This is a genomic window from Roseovarius autotrophicus (assembly GCF_018069895.1).
Taxonomy (GTDB): domain Bacteria; phylum Pseudomonadota; class Alphaproteobacteria; order Rhodobacterales; family Rhodobacteraceae; genus Roseovarius; species Roseovarius autotrophicus.
This window is the reverse complement of sequence record NZ_JAGQDH010000019.1, coordinates 22,902-39,253: the sequence shown is the minus strand read 5'-3', so window position 1 is coordinate 39,253 and position 16,352 is coordinate 22,902. Positions and strand designations below refer to the sequence as shown.

Here is a 16,352-nt window from a genome sequence, read left to right as displayed (position 1 = left end):
CGTTACTCCGCTGCCATTCTGGTTGTGTTGACTGCCTCGCGCGCGGCCGCCTGCAAGATTTCCAGCCCCTTGCGCAACAGCGCATCGGGCGTGGTCAGCGGCGCGAGCACCTTGACCACCTCATCATGCGCGCCAGAGGTCTCGATCACCAGACCCTTTTCAAACGCCCGCGCGCAGATATCACCCGCCAGATCGCCGCTGCCCACATCCACGCCCTGCATCATGCCGCGCCCCTTGAGGCGCGCGCCGGGCACCCTATCGGCAATCGCTTGCAGCCCCTCGCGCACGATCCCGGCCTTGGCCGCGATGTCGCGCTGAAAGGCATCGTCGCGCCAGAACTTCTCCAGCGCCACCCGCGCGGTGACAAAGGCATGGGTGTTGCCCCGGAAGGTGCCGTTATGCTCGGCCGGGCCCCAGATATCATGCTCGGGCTTGATCAGCAGCGCGGCAAAGGGCAGGCCCATGCCGGAAAAGCTCTTGGCCAGCGGGATGAGATCCGGCTCGATGCCCATTCCCTCGAAGCTGAAGAACGTGCCGGTGCGCCCGCATCCCGCCTGAATGTCATCGACAATGAGCAGCGCGCCATGCGCCTTGGCCAGCCGGGCAATCCCCTGCATGAAGGCGGTGGAGGCCGCATTGAGGCCGCCCTCGCCCTGCACCGGCTCGATGATGAAGGCGGCGGGGGCATCGACGCCGCTCGACGGGTTGGCGAGCATTTCCTCGATGATATGCAGGCTGTCCACGCCCTCACCGAAGGCGCCTTCAAACGGCATGTGGGTGGTCCCGCAGAGCGGCCCGCCGCCCGCGCCCGCGCGCTTGCCCGCGTTGCCGGTGCATGACAGTGCGCCCATGGTCATGCCGTGGAACCCGTTGGTAAAGGCGATGATGTTGCGCCGCCCGGTGAGTTTGCGCGCCAGCTTCATCGCTGCCTCGACCGCGTTGGTGCCGGTCGGGCCGGTCATCATCACCTTGTGATCCATGCCGCGCGGTTGCAGGATGATTTCCTCGAAGGCGCGCAGGAAATCGGCCTTGGCGTCTGTATGCATGTCAAGGCCATGGGTGATCCCGTCGGCGGTGATATGCGCGATCAGCGCGGCCTTCATGTCGGGGTCATTGTGGCCGTAGTTGAGCGATGAGCACCCGGCGAGAAAGTCGATATAGGTGCGCCCTGACGCATCGGTCAGCTCCGATCCCTGCGCCTTGACGAAGGACTTGGGAAAGCTGCGGCAATAGCTGCGCGCCTGGCTCTCGCGGCGGGCAAAAATTTCAAGATCGGCTGATTGCTCAGTCGGCATGGCATGTTCCTTCATGTGATTGGGGGATGGCGGAGAGGGGCCCGAGGCTCAGGCCGCCTTCTTCATCCGCTCTTTCATGGTGATCGTGACCATGTATTCGGTGTCGTGCAGATCGTCGAAATGCTGGGATTTCGTGAAATAGGGCGCGCTCGACAGGGCGGCGTCCTTGATGTTGGTAAACTTGCGGAACAGCGCCCAGCTTGCGGCATTGTCGCGGGTGATCGTGGTTTGCACCCGCGTCACATCCTCGCACACATCGCGCGACAGAAGCCCGCGCAGCATCAACGTGCCAAGGCCGGTGCCGCGCGCCTTTTCCGACACGGCCACCTGCCAGACAAAGAGCGTCTCGGGGTCGTCCGGCAGGATATGGCCCGAAACCCAGCCCACAATCTCGCCGTCGATCTCGGCGACGATGCAGGTGTCGCGGAAATGATCGCACTGAATCAGGTTGCAATACATGGAATTCTCATCGAGCGGCTTGCACTCCCGGATCAGCCGCCAGATCGCAGCCCCATCCTCCGCCCCCGGCTTGCGCAGGGCGGGCAAGGTCTTTCGAAACAGTTCCATCGCATGTCGCATGAATGCACGGCCTCTATTGTTGCTTTGAATGCCTAAATATAATACTTAGCCTACAAAATCAACACTCGATCCAATAATCTCAATTAAGCGTCATAAATCACTCAAAATGTGGAAAATAGTCCATTTTATATATAATATTTATTTTATATTATGAATGAATGACCACAGGAGGCCGAGATTGCAATTGAGTGAAAGCTTTGCGACCATTGCTTCGATCACCAAAGGAGGCCGAATGGATCGCACCGACCAGAGCCTGATCGCGCTGCGCCGCATCCTGCGCGCAACCGAGATCTACGGGCAAAAGCTCGCCAATGCGGCGGGGCTGACGGCCGTGCAGTTCCGGGTTCTGCAAATCGTGGCCGAACGCGGCCAGACCACCGCCACCGACATCGCCCGCCGCATGCGGGTAAGCCAGGCGACGGTGACATCGCTTGTGGACAAGCTTGTGAAACACGGCATGGTTACGCGAGAAAAGTCCGCCGCCGACCGCCGTCAGACGAACATAGTCATCACGCAGCGCGGGCGCGACACGATCCGCCGCGCGCCCGACGCGCTGCAACAACGCTATGTGCGGAAATTCGAGGCGCTCGCCGATTGGGAGCAGGCGCAGCTTGTCGCCTCGCTCGAACGTATCGCGGCGATGCTCGACGCGGACGCGCTTGACGCCTCACCCGTGCTCGACACGGGCGATCTGCGCGACGCGTCCTGACGCGCCTCAGCCGTAAACCGCTTCCTTGCCGAAATGCTTGGTCAGCATGTAATAAACAACCGCACGATACTTGTTGCGCTCCGACCGGCCATAGGTCTCAAGCACCTGATTGATCGCGTCGGTCAACGCGGGACTGTCGGCAAGGCCCAGCTTCTTGATCAGGAAATTGTTCTTGACCGTCTCAATCTCGGCCGGCTGCCCCGCCGCCACGGTCGAGGCATCGGCGTTGTAAATCGCCGGGCCGCAGCCGATCGTCACCTTGCCGAGCAGGTCCATATCCGGCTCCATCCCGCATTTGTTGCGAAGGTCATCCGCATAGCGCGCAATCAGATCGTCACGTTTTCCCATGTAATCACTCCCTTGACTCGACCGCATGGCCCGATTCCGGTTTCGAAAAGACCCCAAACGGGCTGCCCCGACGATAGCGGCTGACTTGGGATGCACAAAGCGGAAATCGCCGCAGCCTGCGCGCATGCAAAACGCCCGCCGACCAGCGGTCAGCAGGCGCATGTCACGCGTGAAGGCCGCTCAATAGCGGTATTGATCGGGCTTGAACGGGCCCTCGGGTGGCACCCCGATATAGGCTGCCTGGTCCGGGCTGAGCTGGGTCAATTTCACGCCGATCCGCTCAAGATGCAGCCGCGCAACCTTTTCATCAAGATGCTTGGGCAACACATAGACCTCGTTGCCATACTCGCCGCCCCTGGTCCAGAGTTCGATCTGTGCCAGCACCTGATTGGTAAACGACGCCGACATCACGAAACTCGGATGGCCGGTGGCATTGCCAAGGTTCAGCAGACGCCCCTCGGAAAGCAGGATGATGCGATTGCCCGAGGGCATCTCGATCATGTCCACCTGTTCCTTGATGTTGGTCCATTTGTGGTTCTTGAGCGCGGCCACCTGAATTTCATTGTCGAAATGGCCGATATTGCCGACAATCGCCATGTCCTTCATCTCGCGCATGTGCTCGATGCGAATGACATCCTTGTTGCCTGTGGTGGTGATGAAGATATCCGCTGTCGCGACCACATCCTCAAGCAGCACCACCTCGAACCCGTCCATCGCCGCCTGAAGCGCGCAGATCGGATCGACCTCGGTGACCTTGACGCGCGCGCCCGCCCCCCGCAGCGACGCGGCAGAGCCCTTGCCCACATCACCATAGCCACAGACCACCGCGACCTTGCCCGCCATCATCGTGTCGGTAGCACGGCGGATACCGTCCACAAGGCTTTCCTTGCAGCCATACTTGTTGTCGAATTTCGACTTGGTCACGCTGTCATTCACGTTGATCGCCGGAAAGGGAAGATGGCCCTTTTCCATCATCTTGTAGAGACGGTGCACGCCGGTCGTGGTCTCTTCGGAAACCCCCTTGATCATGTGGCGTTGTTTCACGAACCAGCCCGGACTCGCCGTCATGCGCTTGCGAATCTGCGCAAAGAGCGCCTCCTCCTCCTCCGATTGGGGCACGGCGATCAGCTCTTCCTCGCCTTCCTCGACCCGCGCACCCATGAGGATGTAGAGCGTGGCATCGCCGCCATCATCCAGGATCAGGTTCGCTCCGCCTTCGGGGAACTGAAATATCCGGTCGGCGTAATCCCAGTATTCCTCCAGCGTCTCGCCCTTGATCGCGAAAACCGGCGTCCCGCCCGCTGCGATCGCCGCCGCCGCGTGATCCTGCGTGGAGAAGATGTTGCAGCTTGCCCAACGGACCTCGGCGCCGAGCGCCACCAGCGTCTCGATCAGAACGGCGGTCTGGATCGTCATGTGCAGGCTGCCGGCAATCCGCGCCCCCTTGAGCGGCTGTGCCTCTAAGTATTCCGCGCGCAGCGCCATAAGGCCCGGCATTTCGGTTTCGGCTATATCCAGTTCCTTGCGCCCATAGGCGGCTAGGTCAATATCCTTGACGATGTAATCCTGTGCCATCGAGGGGCGGCTCCTTGCATTTTCAACTTGCAAGGCAGATAGCACCCACCCCCCCGATGGGCAATGCGCCTTATCCCGCCACCCCGGCCGGGCGGCTTGTGGTGACGCTGTTCCAGTGCTGCCCGGTCGCCACGACACAGCTGATCCCGTCGGGACGGGTGACGAAGACGGTGAAGCTGCCGGTCTCGTCCGAGGCCCATACCTCAAGCAATTGTTGCGGGTTCTGCAGCCCGCCCCCAGCGAGATGCTCCTTGTAGCGCCCCTCGAGCCGCTCGACGAGCGCCGTTCGCGGCAGACAGGTCGTCGCCTGCGCCTGCACCATTGTGGGCGGGGCAAGCGCGGCGGCGCCAAAGATGATTGCGGTGGAACAAAGACGTTTGAACATGGGGTTCTCCTTTCGTGCTGGCGCGGGATGCGCCGGTTTCATGCTTCAAGTCTGGGAATGCGGGGGCAGTTTTTCACTAAAACTCGGCGCACAAGCGCGTGTGGCCCATGTGTGCCGCTAGCGCCGGGAGGGGCGACGCGTTACCTCTGGTCTCATGGCACGGCTCACCTTCTCCTCACCCTCGGCGCGGCTTCAGTTTCACTTGCTGATGGGGCTGTTCCGGCTTGCCGTGACACGCGCCCTTTATGGTCGTTTCGCCCGCGGCCTTGCGCGGCTCTTTCCCGCGGGCAACGCGGTGTTTCTGCACGAGGACGGCGCGCCGCCCTTCCGCATCACCCTGAATGACGGCTACTGGACCCGATTCGCGCTCTACCGCCCACCCTACGAGCCCGAGGTCGCCGCCATCCTGCGCGCCGCCGCCGGCGCCACGCCCATCTTCTGCGATCTCGGCGCGAACAAGGGTTACTGGACCACCCGCGCCGCGCCGTTGTTCGAACGCGTGATCGCGGTCGAAGCGTCGGCGGCCACCTTCGAGGAGTTGCAGGAGAACGCGCGCGATCTGCCCAACGTCAACCTGCATCATGCCGCCATCCACGCGCACTCGGGCGAGACGCTGCGCTTCGTCAACACCCATCTCAGCCACGCCTCCGCCCGTCTCATGGGCGACGCGCCGGCGGGTGCGCAGGACCACACCGAAACCGTGACGACGCTAGCGATAGACGATCTGGTGCCCGAGGGTGTCGCCGCGCTGATCAAGCTTGATGTGGAAGGCGCCGAGATCGCCGCTATCGCGGGGGCTGCACGCACGCTGGCGCAGGGGGGGGCGCTGATCTACGAGGATCACGGCAATGATCCCGCCTGCACGGTAAGCGCGCACCTGCTGTCCGACCCCGAGATACGACTTTATTCCATTGATAGCGGGCTTGTCCCCATGCCCGATCTGGCCAGTATCCGCAGCCGCAAGACCGACCCTTTCAAAGGCTACAATTTTCTCGCCATACGCACCGCATCGCCACTTCTGGCCACGTTCGAGGCCCGCTGGCCGCAGCCGGCAGGACGAAGCGGACTCGTCGCGACGGGGTGAGCGGGACAAAGCAGAACGGCCCCGCACAAGGCGGGGCCGCTCATCGATCCTGACAGGATCTTCTCGTTTACTTGTCGCCCTTGAGCGCCGCACCAAGAATGTCGCCCAACGATGCGCCCGAATCCGACGAGCCATATTGCGCCACGGCTTCCTGTTCCTCGGCGATCTCGCGGGCCTTGATCGACAGGCCCAGACGGCGGGTCTTGCTGTCCACGTTGGTCACGCGCACATCAACCTTATCGCCAACCGAGAAGCGTTCGGGCCGCTGTTCGGCACGGTCGCGCGACAGGTCGGAGCGGCGGATGAAGGACTTCATGCCCTCATACTCCACCTCGATGCCGCCATCTTCGATCGCCGTCACGGTGACGGTGATGATCGAACCGCGTTTCACGCCGCCCACGGCTTCGGCGAACTTGTCACCGCCCAGCGACTTGATCGAGAGCGAAATTCGCTCCTTCTCGACGTCGACCTCGGAAACAACCGCCTGAACAACATCGCCTTTCTTGTAGTGCTGGATCGCATCCTCGCCACGCTCGTCCCAGCTGAGGTCGCTGAGGTGAACCATGCCGTCGATGTCGCCATCCATGCCGATGAAAAGGCCGAACTCGGTAATGTTCTTGACCTCGCCCTCGACCTCGGTGCCCGGCGGGTGCTGTTCAGCGAACACTTCCCAGGGATTGCGCATGCACTGCTTGAGGCCCAGCGAAACGCGGCGTTTCGCACCGTCGATCTCCAGCACCATGACCTCGACCTCCTGAGAGGTGGAGACGATCTTGCCGGGATGCACGTTCTTCTTGGTCCAGGACATTTCCGAGACGTGCACAAGCCCCTCGACCCCCGGTTCCAGTTCCACGAAGGCGCCGTAATCGGTGATGTTGGTGACGCGGCCGGTATGGACCGAGCTGAGCGGATACTTCGCGCCCACCACATCCCACGGATCTTCCTGAAGCTGCTTCATGCCCAGGCTGATACGGTGGGTTTCCTTGTTGATCTTGATGACCTGAACCTTGACGGTCTCTCCGATCGAGAGGATTTCCGACGGGTGGTTGACACGCCGCCACGCCATGTCGGTGACGTGCAAGAGGCCATCGACACCGCCGAGGTCCACGAAGGCCCCGTATTCGGTGATGTTCTTGACCACGCCATCGACATTCTGCCCCTCGGTGAGGTTGGCGATGACTTCGGCGCGCTGTTCGGCGCGGCTTTCTTCCAGGATGGCGCGGCGCGACACGACGATATTGCCGCGGCGACGATCCATCTTGAGGATCTGGAAGGGCTGCTTGAGGCCCATCAGGGGCCCCGCGTCGCGCACGGGGCGCACATCGACCTGAGAGCCGGGCAGGAATGCCACGGCCCCGCCGAGATCGACGGTGAACCCGCCCTTGACGCGGCCAAAGATCGCGCCTTCGACGCGCTCCTCGTCGGCATAGGCTTTCTCGAGACGGTCCCATGCCTCTTCGCGGCGGGCCATCTCGCGGCTGATTACGGCTTCGCCGCGCGAGTTCTCTGCCGAGCGCAGGAACACCTCGACCTCATCGCCCACGGCAATGTCGGGCTGCTCGCCGGGATTTGCGAATTCCTTGAGATCGACGCGGCCTTCCATCTTGTAGCCGACATCGATGATGGCCTGGCCCGCCTCGATGGCGATGACCCGGCCCTTGACGACAGAGCCCTCGTCGGGCGTGTCCATTTCGAGGCTTTCATTAAGGAGGGCCTCGAATTCCTCCATGGATGCGTTCTGAGCCATGTGGCGTCTGTTTCCTTTACATCTGTTTTCCGGCCGCGCGGTTGTCTCCGCCGGTCTTGAGGGGTTCATTGGTCAGACGGGGCACAAAACAAAGAGGGCCGGTGTTGCCGACCCTGCTCGATCTCTTGGCTTCGTGGCGGTTCCGCCTTGTTGACAGGGGGCATATAGCCGGAGGCGCAGCGCAAATCAAGCGGGAAGGCGTGTTCTTGCCTTGCCCTCCTTCACCTCTGCGGCTTGAGCACGATCTTGGGCGCGGCAATGCGGCCTGCGCGCATATCGCCAAAGGCGCGTGCGCCCTCGGAGAGCGGGCGCGTCTCGGCCCAGTCGAGCGGCCCTAGGCGGCCCGCAAACATCGCCTTCGCGGTATCGCGGAAATCCTGCGCCGTATAGGTATAGGTGCCGATGAAGGTAATTTCCTGAAGCGTCATCCGCCTTATATCCAGCCCGCCCGCATCCTCGCCAAGCCCGATATGGACGATCACGCCACCGGGGGCTGTCAGAGCCGAGGCGGTGGCGCGGGTGGCGGCAAGGCCCACGGCGTCCACCACCAGCGGCCAGTCGCCCTCGGGCGCGGCCACTGCCGCCACCTCGCAACGCAGCGCAAGATAGCTGCGCCGCGCCGGGTTCGGTTCGACCACCACGACCTCGGGGCATCCCATTGCCCGGAGGGCCAGCGCCGCGGCCAACCCGATCGCGCCACCGCCGATCACCAGCGCGCGGCGCGCATCCGCCCCGTGCAGCGCCGCCAGCCCCAGCCTTGCTGCGTGCCAGCTCACCGCCAGCGGCTCGGCCAGCGCGGCGATGTCGAGCGGCACAGCATCGGGCACGGTGACAAGATTGCGCTCGGGCATCCGCACGAATTCGGCGAATGCCCCCTCACGCGGCGGCATGGAGATGATCTGCCGCATGGGGCAGAGGTTCTCGCGCCCCGAGCGGCAGGCCGGACAGGCGCCGCATGTCACCAGCGGGTTCACGGTCACCCGTTCGCCCGCGCGGGGCCCTGCGGCGATCACGCCCGCGGCCTCGTGCCCAAGGATCAGCGGTGCGGGACGGCGCGCGTCGTGGCCAAGATAGGCGTGCATGTCCGAGCCGCAGATGCCCACACTCTCGACCCGGATCAGTACCTCGCCCGCGGCGGGCTGCGGATCGGGGGCCTCGCGGAAATCGAGCGATTCGATGCCAGTATAGACAAGTGCCTTCATCGTGCCGTGAACCCCCCATCCACCATAAGGATCTGCCCCGTGACATAGGCCGAAGCATCCGAGCACAAAAACAGCAGCGGCCCGTCGATATCCTGCATCCGCCCGTTGCGCCCGATGCAGGTCTGCGCCGCGTTGCGCGCCGCGCGGGCGGGGTCACCGAACACCGCCGCCGTCAGTTCGGTCGGGAAAAACCCCGGTCCAAGCGCATTGGTGGTGATGCCATAGGCTGACCATGCCTCGGCCATGGCGCGGGTCATCTGGGCCACGCCGCCCTTGGACGCACCATAGGCGATGCCGCCGGGAAAGGCGCGAAAGGATTGCAGCGAGGCGAAATTGACGATCCGTCCCCAGCCCCGCGCCTGCATCGCGGGCACCAGTGCCTGTGACAGGAAGAACGGCGCGGTGAGATTGACATTGAGCGTCGCCTCCCACCCCTCCGGCGTCACTTCATCCGCCGGCTCGCGCGTGTTTAGACCGGCGGCATGGACGACGATATCGGGCGGGCCGAAGCGCGAGGCGATCTGGCGCGCCAGATCGGGCAGGCTTTCGCGCAGGGCCACGTCGCCCACGACTGCGACGGCATCAGGCCCGGCCTCTTCCTGCCACGCCTCCAGCGCCGCGCGCCGCCGTGCCACGCCCACCACCCGCGCCCCCGCGCGCGCCAGCACCAGCGCCGCGTGACGACCGAGGCCCGAGCTTGCGCCGGTCACGCAGGCCACGCGCCCCGCGACGGAAAACAGATCGCCCGCCACGTCAGCCCTCTGCCGAGAGATCGAAATTCTCGCCGGGGAAATACTTGCGCAGGCGGATATCGGCGGTGCGCGCGTGCCCCTCCATCCCCTCCAGCCGCGAGATCCGCGCGGTCGCCTCGGCCACCGGTTTCGCCCCCTCGCGGGTGGCGCGCTGCCAGGTGACGATCTTCATGTATTTGTGGACACTCAGCCCCCCGGTATAATGCGCCGCCCCTGAGGTGGGCAGCACGTGATTGGTGCCCGACGCCTTGTCGCCAAAGGCCACGGTGGTCTCTTCGCCCAGAAACAGCGAGCCGTAACAGGTCAGCCGCCCCAGCCACCAGTCAAGATCGGCGGCCTGCACCGTCAGGTGTTCGGGCGCATAGGCGTCAGAGGTGGCGGCCATTTCCTCGCGGTCCGCGCAGACGATCACCTCGGCATAGTCGCGCCAGGCGGCGGCAGCGTTGTCGCGGTTCACCTCGGGCAGATCGTCAATGAGCAGCGGCACGAGGCGCATCACCTCCTCGGCCAGCGCCCGGTCATCCGTGACCAGCCAGACGGGCGAGTTGTAGCCATGCTCGGCCTGCCCCACGAGATCGGTCGCCACGATCATCGGATCGGCACCCGCATCGGCAAGGATCAGGCTGTCGGTCGGCCCCGCGATCATGTCGATCCCCACGCGCCCGAACAGCATCCGCTTGGCTTCGGCCACGAACTGATTGCCGGGACCGACAAGAATGTTGGCCTTTGGCAGGCCGAACAGGCCGAAGGTCATCGCCGCTACCCCCTGCACGCCACCCATGGCAAGGATATGGTCGGCGCCGCAGATATGGGCGGCATAGATGATCGCGGGAGCCACGCCCACGCCTGGGCGCGGCGGCGAACAGGCGGTGATGCTCTGGCAACCCGCCACCTTGGCGGTGGTAACGGTCATGATGGCGCTGGCGATATGGCTGTAGCGCCCGCCGGGCACGTAACAACCCGCCGCATGCACGGGGATCGACTTTTGCCCGGCAATCAGCCCCGGCACCACCTCCACCTCGAAATCGGCCACGGTAGATTTCTGCGCCTCGGCGAATTTCCTGACATTGGCATGGGCGAACGCGATATCGCGACGCAACTTTTCGGGCACCTGCGCGGTCGCAGCCGCTATGGCCTCGGGCGTCAGCAGGATTTCGCCCTCGTATTTGTCGAACTTGGCGGCATAGTCGAGCGCCGCCTTGTCACCCCCCGCCTCGATATCGTCGAGGATGGCGCGAACGATCTTGCGCGTCTCGGAGGAATCGCTGCGCGAATGAAGGGTCGCTTTCTTGAGATAATCTCGCGGCATGGTCCAGTCCTATTTGTAGATATCGGGAAGAAGCGTGGTGGACACCGCCGGCACATAGGCGATGAACAGCGTCACCACGAGCATGAAGAGAACGAAGGGTATCGCGCGATAGGCGATCTTGAGGATCGATTCGCCCGTCAGCCCCGCGACAACGAAAAGGTTGAGACCCAGGGGCGGCGTGATGAAGCCCACGCCAAGCGCGGTGATCATCATGATGCAGAACTGGATCTCGTTCATGCCGATATTGTCGGCGAGCGGCTTGAGGATCGGGGCGAGGATCACGATATTCGGCGTCGTCTCCATCACCAGCCCCGCCGCGATGAGGATCAGCACCATCATCAGGATGAGCACCCATGGCTCCTCGCTCACCGAGGTGGCGGCAGCAACAAAGCCCTGCGGCACGCCGAGGATCGCCAGCGCCTGCGCCAGCGGCAATGAGAAGGCGATGATCGGCAGGATCACCCCGTTGACCTTGGCCGAAGAGATCAGCATCGACGGGAAATCGCTAAGCTTCAGCGTGCCGAGGATGAAACCGAGGATGATCGTCACCACCACCGCCGTCGCCCCCGCCTCGGTCGGCGTCAACTGCCCCGAGAAGATACCGTAGAAGATGATCCCCGGCACGATGAACGCATACCAGCCCGACCTGAGCGCCGCCCAGAGCCGCGTGGCCCATTCAGCAAACGACATGTTGCCGCCGCCCTCCCAGCCATGAAGCCGGTTCATGATGATATTGGTCGCAAGAATCGAGAGCAGGATGGCGAGGCCGGGAATGACCGCCGCCAGAAACAGCGTCGAGGCCGAGATGCCCAGCACGAGGCCGATGACGATATAGGCGATGGAGGGCGGAATGAGGATGCCGGTGCAGGCCCCCGCCGCCACCAGCGCACAGGCATAGGGGCGCGGATAGCCCGATTCCACAAGGCGGTTGATGGTCATGCGCCCCACCGCCGCCGCCCCCGCCGCGTCCGAGCCGGAGATGGCGGCAAACATCCCGCAGACCAGCACCGTGGCCGAGCCGAAGCCCCCCTTGGCGAACTGCGTCAGCGCCTCGGCCACATCAAGGAACTTGCGGCTCAGTCCCGTGCGCACCAGCACGTCACCGGTCAGGATGAAGAGCGGCACGGCGGTCAGCGCGAAATGGTCGATGCCGTGAAACAGGCTCTCGCCCACCAGGCTGAGCGGCAGCGCCCCCGAGACCAGAAGCATCACGATAGCCGCCGCCCCGATCGCCGCCCAGACCGGCACGGCGAGCGCCACCAGCAGAACGAACAGGATCACCGGGCCGTAGAAATCCCAGCCAAGCTCGATGGTCTGTTCCTGCATCTGGTTCCAGAACATGGCGCGCCCCTCAGTCGAACATCTTGCCGCCTTCGTAGACGGGATTCCCGTGACGAAGGTCGTGCAGGTCGCGCAGGAAGGATTGCACGAGACGAAGCATCACAAGGCCGAACCCGATGGGCACCGCCGAGAGAAACCAGACCTGGCTGATCCGCAGCCCATGCGTGACCGAGCCGAACTTGGCCGAGACGAGCACCGTCTCCAGCGACCAGTAGAACGCCACGCAGGCGACCGCGAACATCACCAGATCGCCAAGGATGTAGAGCGCCGCCTTCACCCGCCGCCCGACATATTCGAGGATCACGTCGATGCGGATATGGGCGCGCTCTCGCACGGCCGCCGCCGCGCCGATCCAGGCGAGATAGATGAAGGCATAGCGAACGATCTCCTCGCCCCAGATCGAGGAATATGACAGAAGCTCGCGCCGCAGCACCTCGATGAACATCGTGACGACCAGCAAGGTATAGAACACCAGAAGCGCCCAGCGTTCGGCGTTGCGGTCCAAGGCCTTGAGCAGTTTCACGGCACGCTCCTCCTGTAGCCGCGCTTGGGGCCATGCCCCGGCGGTCGGTTGCAGTCGATCACGGTCGGAAGACGGGGCCGGTCCGCACCGGTCCCGCCCCGGCCTCAGGCGTCGTGAACGATGTGCCTGCCCTGCGTGCCCGCCGCTGCCTCAAGCCGCGCGAACGTCTCCATCGACCCGGCCAGATCAACCTTGAAGGCGTCCCACTCACTGCGCTGATAGCCACCCGCCGTCTGCCATTCGGCAAGCTGATCATCACTGAGACTGTGGAACTCCACCCCTGCCTTGTCGAGTTCCGCCATGGCATAGGCGCGCGCCGAGGGCACCTTGGCAAGGTTCTGATGCGCAGTCATCTCACCCGCCCATTCGATCCCCTCCTGCACGTCGCCGGGCAGGCCGTTGAACCATTCGAGGTTCATCGAATAAACCTGACTGTCAGGCACCGCCTGGGTAAAGGTCACATGGCTCAGGATATCCTTGAAGCCAAAGACAAAGAGGGCACCCACCGACGGATCGAGCGCATCGGCCACGCCCTGCTTGATCGCCGAGGGCGTTTCGCCCCAGGCCACCGGCGTCGGGTTCGCCCCGACCATACGGTAATACTGCTGGAGCATCTGCGAGCCGGGCACGCGGAACTTGACGCCCCGCAGATCGCCCGGCGTCAGCACCGCGCCCGCGCCACCCTTGCGCACGGCCACCACGCGCGGGTCGATCACCACATAGAACAGAGCCTTGAAGCCTGCGGCCTCGATCTTGGGATGCACCTCCCGCTTCCATGCCTCTGAACTCACCAGATTGGTGAATCGCTGGTTCGAACCACAGAAATAGGGCAGGTTGATCAGATCGACCGCGCTGGCAAAGGGCGCGAAGTTGGACAGCGAGTGCTGCGCGCACTGGATCGTGCCACCCTGCACCGCCTGCACCAGCGCGCCGCCCGTGCCAAGCTGACCGCCCGGAGCAAGCTTGACATAGACCTTGCCGTTGGTGGCGTTCTGGATGTTCTCCTTGAGGTCGAGCTGCATGATCGGATAGCTGCGCGATGCCCCCAGGACATAGGCCGTGGCCAGCGTCATCACATGATCGGCGGCCTGTTCGCGGGCGCGCTCCTCCTGCTGGGTCTGCGCCGCCACCTCGGACGACCACAGAACCCCCGCCGCCCCGGCCACCATCGCGGCGGTAAAGCCGCCGCTTGTGGCCAACTTCAGGAAATTCCGACGTTCCTCGGACGCCAGCCCGTTTTCGATCGGTGTCATGGTGCTCCTCCCTGTTGAGCGAATTCATTGTTTTCTTGATTGGGCCTCACGTTGCAGGATGGCCGCGACGAAGGCGACGGAAGCCGCGAGCAACAGCAGCATGGCCTGCACGTCGCTCAGGAACGCCGCGCCCGCCAGCGCGCCAAGCGCCACATCGAGCACGAAGCCCGCAAAGAGCAGCGCGGCAATCACAAGGGCCATGTCTTCTCCTCCCAGTGCAGACATGAGTCCCGATGAATGTAATGGCTTACATTGCATACTGCAAGCTTTTACATTACAGTCGACACAATGGCTTGAAAGTGGATGACAGAAGGTGCCACGTCTGCGAGATGTCCCGACCACCGCCGCGCCGACACTTGAAGATGTCGCCGCGCGCGCGCGCGTGTCCACCGCCACCGTTTCGCGCACACTCAACACCCCCAGCATGGTGAGCGCCGCCACGCGCGAACGGGTGATGGCAGCGGTCGAGGCGCTTGGCTATGCGCCGAATTTCGGCGCCCGCGCCATGGCCGCCAAACGCACCAACACCTTTGGCGCGATCATCCCGACGATGGAGAACGCGATCTTTGCTCGCGGGCTTCAGGCGTTTCAGGAAGAGCTTGGCCACAATGGCATCACCCTTCTGGTGGCCAGTTCATCCTATGATCCCGCCCTGGAAGAGGAGCAGATCCGCGCCCTCGTCGCGCGCGGGGCCGATGCGCTCCTGCTCATCGGGCATGACCGGACCGAGGCAGCCTATGAGCTTCTGGACCGGCGGCGCATCCCTTACCTTGCGGCATGGGTGCACGATCCCGCCTCGGTGCGCCTTTCCATCGGCTTTGACAACCGCGCCGCCATGCAGGCGCTTGCCGACAAGGTTCTGGGGCTGGGCCACCGGCACCTCGGCGCGATCACCGCGCCGCGCGCGCACAATGATCGCGCCCGCGCACGTTTTGAAGGGATAGAGGCGGCGATGCGCGCGAGGGGGCTGGATACCGCGCGCTTGCAGGTCGAGGAAATGGCCTATTCCATCGAGAACGGCGCAGAGGCGTTCCGGCGACTGATGGCGCGCGCGCCTCGCCCCACCGCTGTGCTCTGCGGCAACGATGTCTTTGCAGCGGGCGCGCTCATGGCGGCCCGCGAGATGGGTCTTTCCGTGCCCGGCGATGTGTCTGTCACCGGCTTTGACGATATCGAACTGGCCGGAATCGTCACCCCCGCGCTCACTACGGTGCATGTGCCGCATCGAGAGATGGGCCGCCGCGCGGCGCAGATGCTTGTGGCGCTCTGCGCGGGCGCCGATCCGGGGCCGAGTGTGAAACTGGAGACCACCATCACCTGCCGCACCTCGCTCAGGCCACCACCGGGAACGGCCTGTCACCAAACCTTCACTTGAGGCGGCCATATATTTCCATTATTCTGGAAATATGGAAATCGTTTGTGCCGCTCATGCCTTCTCAACCCTCGGTCATCCGGACCGCCTCGCCGTCTTCCGGCTTCTGATGCGCTTTGCGCCGCATGGCCAGCGCCCGACCGAAATCGCGGCGACGCTTGGCCTGAAACAGAACACTCTTTCCCATCACCTTTCCGACCTCGCCGCTTGCGGGTTGATCCGCGCCAAGCGGCAGGGGCGCGCGCTGCTTTATTCCGTCGATCTCGACGCCGCAGAGGCACTGATCGGCTACCTCGCGCTCGATGTGGGGCGCGCGCGCCCCGATCTTGTTGCCACCCTCCTCGCCACAAGGGACAGGACCATGGCTGATACAGGTTTCAACGTGCTTTTCATCTGCTCGGGCAATTCCGCCCGCTCGATCCTTGCCGAGGCGTTGCTGCGCGATCTGGGCAAGGGTAAGTTCAACGCCTTCTCCGCTGGCACGCGGCCCAATTCCGCGCTGAATCCATTCGCGCTCGACCTGCTGCGCCGAAACGGGCACGAAGTCGAAATGCTGCATTCCAAACACACGTCGGAGTTTCAGGACGAGGACGCGCCGGTGATGGATTTCGTCTTTACCGTCTGCGACACGGCCGCCGGAGAGGACTGCCCGCCCTGGCCCGGCCAGCCGATCACCGGCCATTGGGGCCTGCCTGACCCGGTCAAGGCCACCGGCACCGAGGCGGAAAAAGCACTGGTCTTTGCCCAGACCTATGCCGCCCTGCGCCGCCGCATCGCCGCCTTCGTCGAGTTGCCCTTCGAGAGCCTCGGCCGCATCGCGCTTCAGGCGCGGGTGGACGAGATCGGCACCGACACCGCCGCGGAAAAGAAAGCCTGAC

The 16,352-nt window shown here is 63.9% G+C and carries 17 protein-coding genes; 4 read left to right on the top strand and 13 right to left on the bottom strand.

The features are described from left to right. Nucleotides 1–2 precede the first annotated feature (2 nt). Entirely contained in the window at nt 3–1,295 is a 1,293-nt protein-coding gene (gene ectB, locus KAK09_RS15085) for a diaminobutyrate--2-oxoglutarate transaminase (protein ID WP_210879768.1), read from the bottom strand. Between the two features lie 48 nt (nt 1,296–1,343). Beyond that, the gene (gene ectA, locus KAK09_RS15080; RefSeq protein WP_247651313.1) at nt 1,344–1,874 is read right to left on the bottom strand and encodes a diaminobutyrate acetyltransferase; all 531 of its coding nucleotides are present in this window, start codon (nt 1,872–1,874) and stop codon (nt 1,344–1,346) included. 232 nt (nt 1,875–2,106) lie between these two features. Here ectA and KAK09_RS15075 point away from each other — a divergent pair, with 232 nt between their 5' ends. Then, nucleotides 2,107–2,583, top strand: coding sequence for a MarR family winged helix-turn-helix transcriptional regulator (locus KAK09_RS15075; RefSeq protein ID WP_210879767.1), 477 nt, complete (start codon nt 2,107–2,109; stop codon nt 2,581–2,583). 6 nt (nt 2,584–2,589) lie between these two features. Here KAK09_RS15075 and KAK09_RS15070 read toward each other — a convergent pair whose 3' ends face one another. The 3 genes from KAK09_RS15070 to KAK09_RS15060 form a co-directional block, all read right to left on the bottom strand. After that, on the bottom strand, nt 2,590–2,931 hold the full coding sequence (locus tag KAK09_RS15070; protein ID WP_210879766.1) for a DUF2853 family protein: 342 nt from the start codon (nt 2,929–2,931) through the stop codon (nt 2,590–2,592). Nucleotides 2,932–3,111: 180 nt separating this feature from the next. Then, nucleotides 3,112–4,506, bottom strand: a complete 1,395-nt coding sequence (gene ahcY / locus KAK09_RS15065) for an adenosylhomocysteinase (protein WP_210879765.1) — start codon at nt 4,504–4,506, stop codon at nt 3,112–3,114. Between the two features lie 70 nt (nt 4,507–4,576). Continuing rightward, a complete protein-coding gene (locus KAK09_RS15060; RefSeq protein ID WP_210879764.1) occupies nt 4,577–4,891 on the bottom strand; it encodes a hypothetical protein in 315 nt (104 codons plus the stop codon). A 154-nt stretch (nt 4,892–5,045) separates the two neighbouring features. Between KAK09_RS15060 and KAK09_RS15055 the strand changes: the two genes are divergently transcribed. Further along, entirely contained in the window at nt 5,046–5,975 is a 930-nt protein-coding gene (locus KAK09_RS15055) for an FkbM family methyltransferase (protein WP_210879763.1), read from the top strand. A gap of 67 nt (nt 5,976–6,042) precedes the next feature. On the opposite strand, the gene rpsA is transcribed toward KAK09_RS15055, so the two are convergent. The 8 genes from rpsA to KAK09_RS15015 form a co-directional block, all read right to left on the bottom strand. After that, nucleotides 6,043–7,722, bottom strand: a complete 1,680-nt coding sequence (rpsA, locus tag KAK09_RS15050) for a 30S ribosomal protein S1 (RefSeq protein ID WP_210879762.1) — start codon at nt 7,720–7,722, stop codon at nt 6,043–6,045. Nucleotides 7,723–7,943: 221 nt separating this feature from the next. Then, entirely contained in the window at nt 7,944–8,924 is a 981-nt protein-coding gene (locus KAK09_RS15045) for a zinc-dependent alcohol dehydrogenase (RefSeq protein ID WP_210879761.1), read from the bottom strand. Continuing rightward, a complete protein-coding gene (locus tag KAK09_RS15040; protein WP_210879760.1) occupies nt 8,921–9,676 on the bottom strand; it encodes an SDR family oxidoreductase in 756 nt (251 codons plus the stop codon). The genes KAK09_RS15045 and KAK09_RS15040 overlap by 4 nt, the downstream gene beginning before the upstream one ends. A gap of 1 nt (nt 9,677) precedes the next feature. Continuing rightward, complete coding sequence (hisD, locus tag KAK09_RS15035; protein WP_210879759.1) at nt 9,678–10,985, bottom strand: histidinol dehydrogenase; 1,308 nt, start codon at nt 10,983–10,985, stop codon at nt 9,678–9,680. Between the two features lie 9 nt (nt 10,986–10,994). Continuing rightward, nucleotides 10,995–12,326, bottom strand: coding sequence for a TRAP transporter large permease (locus KAK09_RS15030; RefSeq protein ID WP_210879758.1), 1,332 nt, complete (start codon nt 12,324–12,326; stop codon nt 10,995–10,997). Nucleotides 12,327–12,336: 10 nt separating this feature from the next. Further along, the gene (locus KAK09_RS15025; protein ID WP_210879784.1) at nt 12,337–12,843 is read right to left on the bottom strand and encodes a TRAP transporter small permease; all 507 of its coding nucleotides are present in this window, start codon (nt 12,841–12,843) and stop codon (nt 12,337–12,339) included. Nucleotides 12,844–12,953: 110 nt separating this feature from the next. Further along, nucleotides 12,954–14,102: a TRAP transporter substrate-binding protein gene (locus KAK09_RS15020; RefSeq protein WP_210879757.1), complete on the bottom strand. Its 1,149-nt coding sequence runs from the start codon at nt 14,100–14,102 to the stop codon at nt 12,954–12,956. A 24-nt stretch (nt 14,103–14,126) separates the two neighbouring features. Beyond that, nucleotides 14,127–14,303: a hypothetical protein gene (locus tag KAK09_RS15015; protein ID WP_210879756.1), complete on the bottom strand. Its 177-nt coding sequence runs from the start codon at nt 14,301–14,303 to the stop codon at nt 14,127–14,129. A gap of 112 nt (nt 14,304–14,415) precedes the next feature. Between KAK09_RS15015 and KAK09_RS15010 the strand changes: the two genes are divergently transcribed. Both KAK09_RS15010 and KAK09_RS15005 read left to right on the top strand, forming a co-directional pair. Then, nucleotides 14,416–15,477, top strand: coding sequence for a LacI family DNA-binding transcriptional regulator (locus tag KAK09_RS15010; RefSeq protein ID WP_336244469.1), 1,062 nt, complete (start codon nt 14,416–14,418; stop codon nt 15,475–15,477). Nucleotides 15,478–15,508: 31 nt separating this feature from the next. Beyond that, on the top strand, nt 15,509–16,351 hold the full coding sequence (locus tag KAK09_RS15005; RefSeq protein WP_210879755.1) for a metalloregulator ArsR/SmtB family transcription factor: 843 nt from the start codon (nt 15,509–15,511) through the stop codon (nt 16,349–16,351). Nucleotide 16,352 lies beyond the last annotated feature (1 nt).

Excerpts from the sequence above, each read along its gene's own strand:
- KAK09_RS15020 (WP_210879757.1), bottom strand. The coding sequence starts at position 14,102 with ATGACACCGATCGAAAACGGGCTGGCGTCCGAGGAACGTCGGAATTTC.
- ahcY (WP_210879765.1), bottom strand. The coding sequence starts at position 4,506 with ATGGCACAGGATTACATCGTCAAGGATATTGACCTAGCCGCCTATGGG.
- KAK09_RS15055 (WP_210879763.1), top strand. The coding sequence starts at position 5,046 with ATGGCACGGCTCACCTTCTCCTCACCCTCGGCGCGGCTTCAGTTTCAC.
- KAK09_RS15045 (WP_210879761.1), bottom strand. The coding sequence starts at position 8,924 with ATGAAGGCACTTGTCTATACTGGCATCGAATCGCTCGATTTCCGCGAG.
- ectB (WP_210879768.1), bottom strand. The coding sequence starts at position 1,295 with ATGCCGACTGAGCAATCAGCCGATCTTGAAATTTTTGCCCGCCGCGAG.
- KAK09_RS15030 (WP_210879758.1), bottom strand. The coding sequence starts at position 12,326 with ATGTTCTGGAACCAGATGCAGGAACAGACCATCGAGCTTGGCTGGGAT.
- KAK09_RS15015 (WP_210879756.1), bottom strand. The coding sequence starts at position 14,303 with ATGGCCCTTGTGATTGCCGCGCTGCTCTTTGCGGGCTTCGTGCTCGAT.
- hisD (WP_210879759.1), bottom strand. The coding sequence starts at position 10,985 with ATGCCGCGAGATTATCTCAAGAAAGCGACCCTTCATTCGCGCAGCGAT.
- KAK09_RS15005 (WP_210879755.1), top strand. The coding sequence starts at position 15,509 with ATGGAAATCGTTTGTGCCGCTCATGCCTTCTCAACCCTCGGTCATCCG.
- KAK09_RS15060 (WP_210879764.1), bottom strand. The coding sequence starts at position 4,891 with ATGTTCAAACGTCTTTGTTCCACCGCAATCATCTTTGGCGCCGCCGCG.
- ectA (WP_247651313.1), bottom strand. The coding sequence starts at position 1,874 with ATGCGACATGCGATGGAACTGTTTCGAAAGACCTTGCCCGCCCTGCGC.
- rpsA (WP_210879762.1), bottom strand. The coding sequence starts at position 7,722 with ATGGCTCAGAACGCATCCATGGAGGAATTCGAGGCCCTCCTTAATGAA.
- KAK09_RS15075 (WP_210879767.1), top strand. The coding sequence starts at position 2,107 with ATGGATCGCACCGACCAGAGCCTGATCGCGCTGCGCCGCATCCTGCGC.
- KAK09_RS15070 (WP_210879766.1), bottom strand. The coding sequence starts at position 2,931 with ATGGGAAAACGTGACGATCTGATTGCGCGCTATGCGGATGACCTTCGC.